11 protein-coding genes and 1 pseudogene are annotated in these 11,513 nt (G+C 41.5%); 5 read left to right on the top strand and 7 right to left on the bottom strand.

Features of this window, described 5'->3' with window-relative positions:
• Window positions 1-339 (top strand): GNAT family N-acetyltransferase (locus PI95_RS23450; RefSeq protein ID WP_163519124.1); only part of this gene is annotated, 339 nt, incomplete at its 5' end.
• Window positions 340-481: 142 nt separating this feature from the next.
• Window positions 482-784, top strand: a complete 303-nt coding sequence (locus tag PI95_RS23445) for a hypothetical protein (protein ID WP_039748336.1) — start codon at window positions 482-484, stop codon at window positions 782-784.
• A 14-nt stretch (window positions 785-798) separates the two neighbouring features.
• Here PI95_RS23445 and PI95_RS23440 read toward each other — a convergent pair.
• Together PI95_RS23440 and PI95_RS23435 are read right to left on the bottom strand one after the other, a co-directional pair.
• Window positions 799-1,626: pseudogene (locus tag PI95_RS23440) on the bottom strand (Rpn family recombination-promoting nuclease/putative transposase).
• An 88-nt stretch (window positions 1,627-1,714) separates the two neighbouring features.
• The gene (locus tag PI95_RS23435) at window positions 1,715-3,016 is read right to left on the bottom strand and encodes a dihydrolipoamide acetyltransferase family protein (RefSeq protein WP_039748337.1); all 1,302 of its coding nucleotides are present in this window, start codon (window positions 3,014-3,016) and stop codon (window positions 1,715-1,717) included.
• 126 nt (window positions 3,017-3,142) lie between these two features.
• Here PI95_RS23435 and PI95_RS36165 point away from each other — a divergent pair, with 126 nt between their 5' ends.
• Window positions 3,143-3,433, top strand: coding sequence for a hypothetical protein (locus tag PI95_RS36165; protein WP_236117161.1), 291 nt, complete (start codon window positions 3,143-3,145; stop codon window positions 3,431-3,433).
• Between the two features lie 252 nt (window positions 3,434-3,685).
• A complete protein-coding gene (locus tag PI95_RS23425; protein WP_039748340.1) occupies window positions 3,686-4,207 on the top strand; it encodes a hypothetical protein in 522 nt (173 codons plus the stop codon).
• A 94-nt stretch (window positions 4,208-4,301) separates the two neighbouring features.
• Here PI95_RS23425 and PI95_RS23420 read toward each other — a convergent pair whose 3' ends face one another.
• Window positions 4,302-4,751: a YlqD family protein gene (locus tag PI95_RS23420; RefSeq protein WP_039748341.1), complete on the bottom strand. Its 450-nt coding sequence runs from the start codon at window positions 4,749-4,751 to the stop codon at window positions 4,302-4,304.
• Between the two features lie 41 nt (window positions 4,752-4,792).
• Window positions 4,793-6,769, bottom strand: coding sequence for an AMP-dependent synthetase/ligase (locus PI95_RS23415; protein ID WP_039748344.1), 1,977 nt, complete (start codon window positions 6,767-6,769; stop codon window positions 4,793-4,795).
• An 821-nt stretch (window positions 6,770-7,590) separates the two neighbouring features.
• Between PI95_RS23415 and PI95_RS35325 the strand changes: the two genes are divergently transcribed.
• Window positions 7,591-7,740 (top strand): hypothetical protein, encoded by a 150-nt coding sequence (locus tag PI95_RS35325; RefSeq protein ID WP_201280574.1) that lies wholly within the window; start codon window positions 7,591-7,593, stop codon window positions 7,738-7,740.
• Between the two features lie 128 nt (window positions 7,741-7,868).
• Here the strand turns inward: PI95_RS35325 and PI95_RS23410 are convergent, their stop codons facing one another.
• The 3 genes from PI95_RS23410 to recQ all read right to left on the bottom strand — a co-directional run bounded on the left by PI95_RS23410 (window position 7,869) and on the right by recQ (window position 11,369).
• Window positions 7,869-8,429, bottom strand: a complete 561-nt coding sequence (locus PI95_RS23410; protein ID WP_039748991.1) for a Uma2 family endonuclease — start codon at window positions 8,427-8,429, stop codon at window positions 7,869-7,871.
• A gap of 232 nt (window positions 8,430-8,661) precedes the next feature.
• On the bottom strand, window positions 8,662-9,123 hold the full coding sequence (locus PI95_RS23405; protein WP_039748346.1) for a GNAT family N-acetyltransferase: 462 nt from the start codon (window positions 9,121-9,123) through the stop codon (window positions 8,662-8,664).
• A gap of 77 nt (window positions 9,124-9,200) precedes the next feature.
• A complete protein-coding gene (gene recQ, locus PI95_RS23400) occupies window positions 9,201-11,369 on the bottom strand; it encodes a DNA helicase RecQ (protein WP_039748348.1) in 2,169 nt (722 codons plus the stop codon).
• Window positions 11,370-11,513 lie beyond the last annotated feature (144 nt).

Here is an 11,513-nt window from a genome sequence, read left to right as displayed (position 1 = left end):
GCTGAAATTATTTCGACGGCATCGCATTTTTGCGGTTGGGAATCGGGAAAACGTTTTGAAGAACTAATCCAAAAAGTTGGTGCGAGTGAACCCGAAGCTCCCCATTGCGAAGTGCTTTTTATTGCTCTGAAACCAGAAGCACGGGGAAAAGGAATTGGCGAGAGTTTGTTAAAACCAGTTCTGAATTATGCCGATACAAAAAAATTTGGTTGTTATCTTGTGTCTTCTAATTCTCGTAATATCTCATTTTACGAACGGTACGGTTTTCAGCAATTCAGCCCAATTGAAATCAGTGATTCCTACTCGATGACTGGGATGTGGCGCGACTTTGTTAATTAGTAGATGTCACATCTTCGACTTATTGAATAAAATTTAGTTCAAATAAATGAAAATCGACCAAATTTTTTGAGTGATTAATTTATCGTCTTTTTTATTTGAAAGCGAGTTGTGCAGTGTAACACCGTGACTTGCTTATTGTCCGATGCCGGTTGCTTCTGTGAAATCCTTGGTGCTACAGCGTTGCGATCGCTCCACATGCCTGCCTTTTTTGAAACTGCTATTTCTTCAGCCTGTGCGATCGCCTTGGGTAAATATCGAGCGCGTTGATGATGCGAAAAAGTGGTGGGGTGGTACTTGGCTTCACCCCAAAAATCCCTTGTTGGAATTATCGGTAGAGAAAATCGAAAAAATCAAGGCTGAATATGCAACACAAGTTGAAGTTTTAGCAACTGAGGAAGGTGTTTGGCTAGATATTACTACTTTTTTTGTTTTGGCGCACAAGTGAGCATAGAACGCAATCTAACTTGCTAAATTATTCAGCCAATTAACCAAATCTGTCTCACTATTAAAATCTAGTAATGCTTCCCCTAAGTCTTCTAATTGTGTAAGAGATAAATTCTCAATCTGAGTCTGTAGTTGAAGGTTAATTGCACCAATTCGACGAGTTAGTAAGCGTTTAACAAGCCTTAGTTCTGATTGTCTTCCTTCTTCTCTTCCCTCTTGGAGAATTTCTTGATAAATTACAGATTCTCTCATATCTTCCCTCCGAAAAAGTTGACGAACTAGTTCTGTATCGAATACTAACCCCGCTAGCAATTGTGTACATGCCGAAATGCTTTGCTGGATTGCTGTTTCTTCAATCATACTCACTTTGACTGCAATCTGAGGTCAGCAAACTTTCAGGCGAATCTGTTTGTGCTAGAGTTGCCAAGGGAAGTAAAGCAGAAGATGTCAGCAAAGGTTCTGGGTTTTGCTTGCACATTCGGATGACGCGGTAGCGGTGAGAGGTATTACGCGCTGTAAATTGCTCAACAAATGCAGCTTCTGAAGAAGTGGGTTTAAGAAAAATTACTATTTGCTCAATATCGCAGTTGTACTGACGATAAAGCCGCACCCAGTAGTCTAGCATCCGCAACCGGCGGTGACGATGCAGGTAAAGTTTGAAACTCTATATGCAAAATTTGGTTGGCAGTTTGCAGAAAAGTTACTGAGTCAGCAAAGGATGGGTTCTTGGTTTAATTCGGTTTTCAGGATTTGAATATCCCTCGGTTCCGATGCTAGTAACCAGCGGATGAATTGTTCTGGATACTGTTCAACTAGATATTTTAGCGTGTTGTCGTAAGTCAGTTAGATATTAGTTTGCCCAAAAACTAATGTAGAGACGTTCCGACGGAACGTCTCTACTTGATGTAATATTGTGTCGGATGAATTTAAATTACATTGTCAAAGATTGAGTATCAGTCTCAATTAACTTCGCCAAATCTCGCAAGAATGCCGCAGCATCAGCACCATAAATAATCCGGTGATCGCAAGTAATATTTACCTGCATTTGTTGCTTGACGCCAAACAAACCGTCTGCCGTAGCTACAACTTGCGGACTGGATGCACCGATCGCTAAAATTGAACCTTGTCCGGGTGGCAAAATTGCATCAAATCTATCTACACCAAACATCCCCAAGTTCGACACGGTAAATGTGCCGCTGTTGTATTCTTCTGGTTGCAGCTTTTTGACTCTCGCACGCTCTACCAAAGATTTCCAATTACGCGATACAGAATATATATCCACCATGTCTGCATTCTGTAACACGGGCGTAATTAATCCGCCATCATCCATTGCCACTGCTACAGCAACGTTGATATCAGAATGATACACGATACCTTGTTCTGAGTAACTAGCATTTAACAACGGGTGTTTTTGCAATGTCACCGCTACGGCTTTCGCTAGTAGTGCTGTCATTGTCACACCTTTAGATTTTATCTGTTTATAAAGCTTGTCTAAGGCATCAGTAGTAATTGTGTAACCTACATGAATTACGGGCACGGAGAGGCTGGCTACCATATTCCGCGCTACGGCATTTTGCAAGGTGGTCATAGGCACTATTTGACCGGGAATGGGTGCAGGTGCAGATGCGGCGACAGGTGTAGGTGCAGGTGCAGCGGTCTTGGTGACTTGTGCAGGGGGTGGAGATGCAACGGGTGCGGCAGGTTGCTTAGTACCAACAGACGCCTCGACATCTGATGCCACGATGCGTCCGTAGGGACCGCTACCCGTGAGGTTAGTTAGATCAACCTTCATTTCCTTCGCCAACTTGCGAGCGCGGGGTGAAGCTATCAGCCGTCCTTCCCGATGATTGGAGCCATTTTGAGATGCTAAGGCAGGTGTTTGTGTGGCTGGTGCTGCCATTTGTCCGGGTGCGGTGGCAGCGGTAACTTCGGAAGTAGCAGCTTTTTCGCTTCCTACGTTCGCTTGGGCTAATGCTTGCTCTATTTCGGCTTCTGTTTCTGCCAATAACGCGATCGCTGAACCTACAGGGGCACTTTCACCAGCTTGTACCAGAATTGTGGCAAGATATCCCTCATAAAAGGATTCTACATCCATATCTGCTTTATCTGACTCAACAACCACCACTGTTTCGCCTTTTTCCACTTTATCGCCTGGAGATTTCACCCAGGAAACAATTTTGCCCTCAGTCATGGTGGAACTCAGCGCCGGCATAAATACTTCTTGGATGCTCATAGTTGGGTGGTTTTGAAATCGATAATTTATGGACTTTAACAGCTTTTGCTTTATGCGAATTGTAGCTTGACCCAGGACTTTTGGATGTTCGATTTTAGATTTTAGAGCTAGAAGGGGGAGTGGGGAGTGGGGAGTGGGGAGTGGGGGGAGGGGGGGAGGGGGGGACAAGGGGAGCCAGCGCGTTGCGGAGGTCTCCTCCGTTGTAGCGACTGGCGTGGACAAGGGGGACTTGGGGAGCCAGCGCGTTGCGGAGGTCTCCTCCGTTGTAGCGACTGGCGTGGACAAGGGGGACTTGGGGGACAAGAGTCAAGAGTCAAGAGTCAAGAGTCAATGGTCAATATAAGTGACTTTGGACTTTGGACTTTGGACTTTGGACTTTGGACTTTGGACTTTGGACTTTGGACTTTTGACTTTTGACTTTTGACTCCCCATTCCCCATTCCCAATTACCCATTCCCAATTACCCATTCCCAATTACCCATTACCCATTACCTATTCCCCACTCCCCATTCCCGGAACCTAAAGACAAAGCAAAGGTCTATATGATTTATTCTCCTCTTCATCGCTCACTAAGATAAAAAAGCTACTGAAATGTAGAGGATATGGGGTGAAATTTCCATCTAAAATTCTGAGTTGGTAATCAACGTGTTTGAAATTTCTGTTTAATTTTATGTCGGGATTGAAGTTATTTTTGATTTTCATACTAAGTATCTTTGCCACTGTTGGGGCTGGATTTTATATCATGCAGCGCCAACCGTCAGCATCGATTTGGGGTAATGACAACAGACAACAACAGCAATTTTCGGCGATACCACAAGCTCAACATATTGAGGTATATACAGAAAGAGCAACTTATAAAACTATACCTCTACAAAATCTAAATTCTTCTCTCCAGGGTAGCGATCCGGCTACACTTGCCCTGAATGCTGTTGATGATGTGGTATCAGAGAAAGCAACGCGAAAGGTGGAGGTAGTTTATCCGCAACCAAATCAAGCGATGGTGACGATTACACAGATGAAGCAAGCGGATAATGCTGTCGGTACGGTTAAATACCGCGTGGAGATGACAACTTTTGGGCGATCGCTTTTAGTTAGTTCACCCCCCGTTTGGCAAATTGTCTGGGCAGGTTCCCAGGTACAATGTTGGTCTGGAAACCGCCCCCACAAAAATTCAATTTCTACCTGTGGATAGATGCAATTTTGAATTAGGTAGAGACGTTCCGCCGGAACGTCTGTACGAGTAGAGACGTTCCAATGGAACGTCTGTACGAGCAAGCGCTGAGAATTTAAACGTCACCGCGAATTTCTTCGACAACCCCATCCCGCAGAACGATTTCGACTTGCATTTTGCTGATCAGGTTATCACCTGGTTCGACGCGGAAAAAGCCTTCCATTTGAAATTGGGGGACTTCCTGATCCAATTCTAGAAACTGCACTTGCTGGAGGTTTTGCAAACTTTGATTTTTTTGCTCTAGCAGTTCGCTTTTCTTTTGGTTGACTTGGACTTGGATATTTTCGATTTGTTGCAGGGTTTGGGGTCCTGGAGGTTGTAAACTCTGCTTTTGAATTTCAGCGATCGCTCTTTGTCCTTGAGTGTCTAGCTGTTGCAATTGCTGATCGGTTTGATTGATCTGCGTTTGCAGTTGCTGCTGTACTTCCTCTTTCCAAAGAGGAGTGACAATCACTTTGACGTTAACGACTCGCTTTAAAAGCAGTTGAGGTTTGGAGACATCCATAAAAGTTTCACGTTCACTCTATTTGTTTGCAATGGAAATTATCAGGCAAACATGCCGTCAATAATATCGTGATAGCGTTCCATGACGACGTGACGACGAATTTTTAAGGTTTGTGTCATCATGCCATTTTCCAGAGAAAACGGCTCCAGGATTAGTTTAAATGGACCAATACGGTCATCCGCTCGATAACCTGGACGATTTTGCACTTCCCGATTCAATTCTTGCCGAAATAAATCCTGGCTCATTTTACTCTCAAGGTTTATTTTTTGACTTGTCGTCTCGGTAACATTGTCGTCCTGTATACATAATTCTAGATTATGACTTTCTGCCCATTTTTGCAGAGCTTCTAAGTTTGGTACTATCATTGCACCTAAGCTGCGCTTATCTTGCCCTACAAGCATGATTTGGTCGATATAAGGCGATCGCACGCACGCATCTTCAATCGGCTGCGGCTCGATATTTTCGCCGTTGCTTAAGACTATCGTATCCTTTGCCCTTCCAGTCAGCACCAAATCTTTTTCTGGTGTCACCCAACCCAAATCTCCGCTGTCAAACCAACCTTCGGCATCAATTGCTTTTGCTGTCGCTTCCGGATTTTGGTAATATCCTTGCATAATTTGCGGTCCTTTCAACAGCACTAAACCTTTTTCACCAGTTGCTAAAGGTTTACGAGTTTCTGGATCGACGATTTTATTTTCTGTACCCGGAAGTGGTTGTCCGGATGAACCGCGTAAATTCCGCCAAGTACGACGCACATTTGTTACCGGAGAAGTTTCTGTCAAGCCATAACCTTGTAAAATCTCGACACCAATAATTTCAAAGAAATTATCGATGTGTTTGGGAAGCGCACCACCACCGCTTATCATCTGCTTAATTTTTCCTCCCGTGGCTTCTCGGATTTTGTTATAAATCAGTTTTTCTCCTAAAGCATGAAGGGGAAACAATGCAGATGCTTGTATACTTGCTGATAATCGGGCGATCGCTGATGCATCAAGATGATCTAAACTCAAATTTTCCGCGATTCGCCGCGCTTTGATATACTTATCGCTAATCGCCAGTAACGAGTTAATTAAACGTTGTTTGTTCTCAGGTTGTTCGCGAAACTGCTTTTGCACACCTTCATAAATCGATTCCCACAAACGCGGTACGCCCAGCATATAATTTGGTTTGAATTGTTGCAAATCCTTTTTGAAAGAACGCAAATTAGTGTAAACTTGGGTGCAACCTTGAGAAAGTAAGTAATATTCAACTGTTCTTTCGTAAACGTGCCAGCTAGGAAGAATGCTGAGAATAATATCTCCTATTTCTGGTTGTACGACTGTGCCAAAGGTGGTAACTTGGTGCATCAAATTACCATAACTGAGCATTACGCCTTTAGGTTTGCCTGTAGTGCCAGACGTGTACATTAAAGTTGCTAAATCATTGCGTTTTTGCCGCGCTGGTTGTAAAGTATGATTTGCGCTACTTTCCATCAATTGCGAAAAGTTCAACACCTTCAAAGTTTCTGATGATGGTGGTGCTTCATCACTAAGTAAGATGATAAATTGAATTGGCAAATCGTTGAGACGCGATCGCAATTTATTCAGTGTCTTTAAATCTTCGACTACCAGCGCTGTACTACCACTATTAGCGATGATAAACAGCAATTCTTCCTTTTCGGCTTGAGAACTACGCACCGCATTTACTCCCCCAGCCATCAGAATACCTTGATCGGCAATAAACCAGCGGGGACTGTTGTCAGCAATTAAAGTTAGGCGATCGCCTACTTTTACCCCCAACGCTTGCAAACCTGCGGCAAATTGCTTAATTTTTTCTAATAGCTGCGTATGAGTAATCACAACTTCTGGTTTAGAGTGAGGATCGCGCAAAGCGACAGTATCACCGCATCGTTTTGCTACCAAATCCCAAATTTCCGGCAACGTCTCCACATTGGAAAAATCTGCCAAACGCTTTAATGCTTGGCGCTCTCGCTCAGAAATCTGAGAAAATATATCAGCAGTAACAGAAGTTTTCGACATTACACATCATCTCCTAAATCATAAATTATTATGTTTTGCGTGCATATTCTGTCATCTGACTAAAATAGCCGACTTTAAGATACACAACTACTTGTATTTATAAAGAATTTCCAGATTTTGATGAAGATATTTAAATAAATATATGTTAAGATCAGTTTACATAGATTAAAAGCAATGAAACTTGCTCTTAACTAGTTGTAACTAACAGCAATAACTGACGTGGAGAGCGAAGGATGAAAATTTTATACTTCATCCTGGAGTTGACCACCTATTACTAACAGGCGGTGATTACCTATGGATTTGCTAGATATTATATTACTAACATCAATCAATATATTTGGTTGTCTTGCTTTCCCAAGGCTTCTATCTCTCTTTTTTAGTTTGAAAACCAAATATATTCAACGATTGCAAATGTACTCAACAACACAGAAAACTAAATACGAAATTACCAGTTTTCCGTATTGTACAAGTTACTCATTAACCGCTAGCCCCGTATGTAAGTTTCGTCCTAATTTTTGTGCCAAATGTTCTGCGTAGAAAATTCGTAGTGAGGACTTTAGTCCTCATCTAATCATATAAGGACTGAAGTCCTTACTACAAAAATGCTTTATTATGGTAAGCTGAACGCATATGGTAAAATGAGTTACTTTTGAAGTAAAAATTTTCTCTACAAAAAAATATATTTTACCTTAACAAAACGTATCTTAATTATTTTTTATAACAACCAAAAGAAATTCTGACTATTGCATTTGTCAAATTTGAGTAATTATGCCTCAAACTAAAAAGAGTAATCAACAATACTAAAAAAGGGGCAATGATTTATGGGTTTGATGAATGGTATATTCCTGACACTGATTTCTGCGATCGCTTGCCTTACCTTACCCAAGCTGCTATCTTTAATTTTGGTTCAAAGAACCCAACGGACTGCACCATTGCCAATTGCCACAACAGCACAAAACACCTCTTCATAAGTTCCAAGTATTCCTTAAACTGTATTGTAGGTTGGGTTTCAATGTCATGAAATCCAACTTATTAATTTTTGGATTTGGTTGTAGCGTAGACGCTGCATGGGCTTGTCGTCAGACCGAAGCGTTTATACTTAGTTTGGGAAAAATTTTACTACACTGCAACTAAAACCCGGTAATAGGGTAGAAGTTATAGTATCATCACTAAAAAGAGTTACTGCCAACTTGAGTATACCTTGTTCGCGGCAGTAAACCTCTAGCTTGCGCGATCGCCAATCAGCAATCCAATATTCTTTCACACCTCTGGAAGAATAAAGCTTCAGTTTTGCTTCTCTATCTCTTCTTTGGTCTTCTTTACTTACAGATAATACCTCAACTACCAACTCAGGCGCACCAGTTAAATGTCCCGCTTCATCCATTAGTGCCAAAGTTTCCTTGCTAACCCAAACCACATCTGGAATCACATTATCTGATTCGGAAAACAGAACACCAGGACTGGGAATTGTTTCTCCTAGACCACTAATTTCAGACCAAACATCGAGTTTGCCACCGATTTTTAGGCAAGTTTGCTGATGTCTAAAGTGTGGTGCCCTGGTCACAAATAGTTCTCCATCAATTATCTCGTATTTTGTGCCTTCATTTTCAGGTAGAAGTTCTAAATCTTGAATTGTCCAGCGTATTTTTTCTGTTAGCATACAATTTACCCGAATTGCGCTATTTGTGTAGATATAATATTGTAACGGAAGCATCCAATTTTTGCGCCGACGGCTAATTTAAGTAAGTAAAGAAGACCAAGGAGAAGCGAAAATTGTAAGTTCGCGTATTAATTTCGCTCTTCTTTATGATCGATTAGCGATCGCCTAACTTATGCAAACTATTGAGAGATTGCTTAGATCGCCGTGGTTGTGTCCCAGATTTTCCTCTTGTTCACAACAAAGGGGCTAGTAAATCTTTAGTCATGAGAAAACGGTCATGACGTTGATACCCGCTTCTGTGATAAAGACGTTGGGCATGAGGATTTTCAAAATCTACTTCCAAATGAAGTGCTTGGACTCCCAAAACTCGGCAGGCATCCTCGACAAATACCAATGTTTGAGTTCCAATCCCTTGCCCGCGATACTTGGGGCGAAGGTAAAACTCGTCAATAAAGGCATCTCGTCCCCGGTATTCCAAGCTGTAGCCAAGTGTCAAAATAATGTAGCCGATCGCATCATCTTCTTGCTGAATTAGCCACCCTTTCCCTAAAGACTCATCAGTTAAAAATTGTGTGAGTACATCGCGATCAATATTTTCATCAAATGGCAAATTCTCATTGTGATGAAACTCTCGAACAAACTCTAAGAGACTAGTAAGATCGGCGATCGCTGCAACTTGATAGTTAATGGTCACAATACATCTCCTAAAATTGACAAAAGTTTGTTCTTATAGTCCCAGGTTTATAGCCTACGGACTTTTTTCAATGATCTCTATTTTAACTTCTTACTTTCCCGTCGCCATTTACCCCTAACCAAACGAATTTCATCAAAACTATAATTATCACCAAGATATTCTTTAATTGGAGTTAAAGCAATATCCCCAAGAATTTCTAACACTTGCAAAATTTTCTGCTGCTTTTCTAGCGGAACCAACAAATTTAAATCTACTGGCTGATTTTTATCAATTAAATCTGAAAGGTGACGGATAATTGTTGTGGGGCGAAAATTGCGTTTTTGAGCAATTTCTTCCACAGTTAAACCTTGTTGATGTAACTGTAAAGTAAAATATTCAGTTTCTGTAGGTAAGGCAACAAAAGGTGTAGAAGTAACATTAGCTTTTTCTGATGATAAACCAAGTTCAAGACAGTAAGCACGAATTTCTTTCAGAAATATCTCGCCATACTGCGCGAGTTTATGACTACCAACACCCGAAAGTTTACCAAATTCAGCGAGTGTTTTCGGCTTGGCTTGTGCCATCAATTTTAAAGTAGAATCAAGAAAGACAACATAAGGTGGAACAGACTGTTCATCGGCTAGTTGTTTGCGAAGCGATCGCAATCGATAAACTAGCATTTCCACTTCTTGTGCTTTCTCGCTGTCACCTTCCCAAATCGGCTTTTGTGCTACAGTAATCGCGAGGGAAACTGTACGCTGTTTTCGCATTACTTCCCAACTTAAAGCGTTCAATTTCAAGACAGAGTAACCATCGTTCGTTTGTTCTAATAAGCCTTGATGTAAAAGCGATCGCCCTAACATTCGCCATTCATCGACACTTTTATCTTTGCCAATACCGTATGTAGAAAGTTTATCATGTTCGTTTTGGGTAATCTTTTGTGTTTTCCCTCCTCGTAACACATCAATAATATGAAGCATCCCAAATCTTTCTTTACAACGCGCTACGCAAGATAGAAATTTCATCGCTTCAATTGTCCAATCTTGCATCGGTTTGGGAAAACGACAATTATCACAGTTACCGCAATTACCCGGAAAACGTTCACCAAAATAACCTAACTGAATTGTCCGCCGGCAATCTGTCCCTTCCGCATAATCAATAACCTGACGTAATTGTTGTTTCGCGATTAATTGTTCTTGCGGATCGGTTTTTTGATTAATACTCCATTCTATCGTTTTAATATCACCATAACTGAAAAACATTGTACACCGAGATGCTTCACCATCTCTACCCGCCCTGCCTGATTCTTGATAGTAACTTTCTAAATTACGCGGTATATCAAAGTGAATTACAAATCGGACATCCGGTTTATTAATTCCCATCCCAAAAGCGATAGTTGCAACCATCAAGCGCACATCATCGCGAATAAATCGAGTTTGATTGCTTGTGCGTTCTTCGTCAGTTAAACCTGCATGATAAGAAAGTGCAGCAACTTTATCATTTTGCAGTTTAAAAGTGAGTTCATCAACCTTTTTGCGCGTTAGACAATAGATGATTCCCGAACCTTCATTTTCTCTGACAATTTCTAATATTTCCGCGTAAGCAGACTTCGTTTTCGGAAGGATTTCATAATAGAGATTTTGACGGTTAAAACTGGCAATATGAATACTTGGTCGCTTTAATCCCAGTTGTTGTATAATATCATTGCGGACTCGATCTGTGGCTGTGGCGGTAAGTGCGAGAGTCGGTACATTTGGATAGCGTTTCCGCAGCGATCGCAACTGACGGTATTCTGGACGAAAATCGTGTCCCCATTCGGAGACACAATGCGCTTCATCAATCGCAAAGGCAGAAATCCCGACTTGGTGATGTACTAAATCGAGAAATGGCAGAAATCTTTCACTTAACAAGCGTTCTGGGGCAACGTAGAGTAATTTAACTCTACCTTTGAGAATCGCTTCTTCACGCGATCGCGTTCTATAAGGGTCAAGACTGCTATTAAGAAATGTTGCGGAAATATTATTATTTCGCAATGATTCCACTTGGTCTTGCATCAAAGCTATCAGCGGGGATACCACCACCGTTAAGCCTTTTTTCAGAATAGCTGGTAGTTGAAAACAGAGAGATTTTCCTCCCCCCGTAGGCATAACAATGAGTAAATCCCGATTTTGGAGCGCATCTTCGATAATTTGCCGCTGTCCGGGGCGGAATCTATCGTAGCCAAAGTTATATTTTAGCGCTTGTTCTAAATTGGGATACTGAAGCATAGCGATCGCTTTTTTGGGACGTTTTGCCAGGGTAGTTACGAAGATATCAGGATTTTAACTCACATTAAATGGTATTACATTTCTAGATGCATGGTTTACAGTCCCAAATTGTTCAGGAATGCTAGTATTTCATTCATAGGATTA

Origin of the sequence: Hassallia byssoidea VB512170, assembly GCF_000817785.2 — a bacterium.
GTDB lineage: Bacteria > Cyanobacteriota > Cyanobacteriia > Cyanobacteriales > Nostocaceae > Hassallia > Hassallia carrinoi.
Note: the sequence above shows the minus strand (reverse complement) of the source record. Positions and strands in the feature narration are given on the sequence as shown.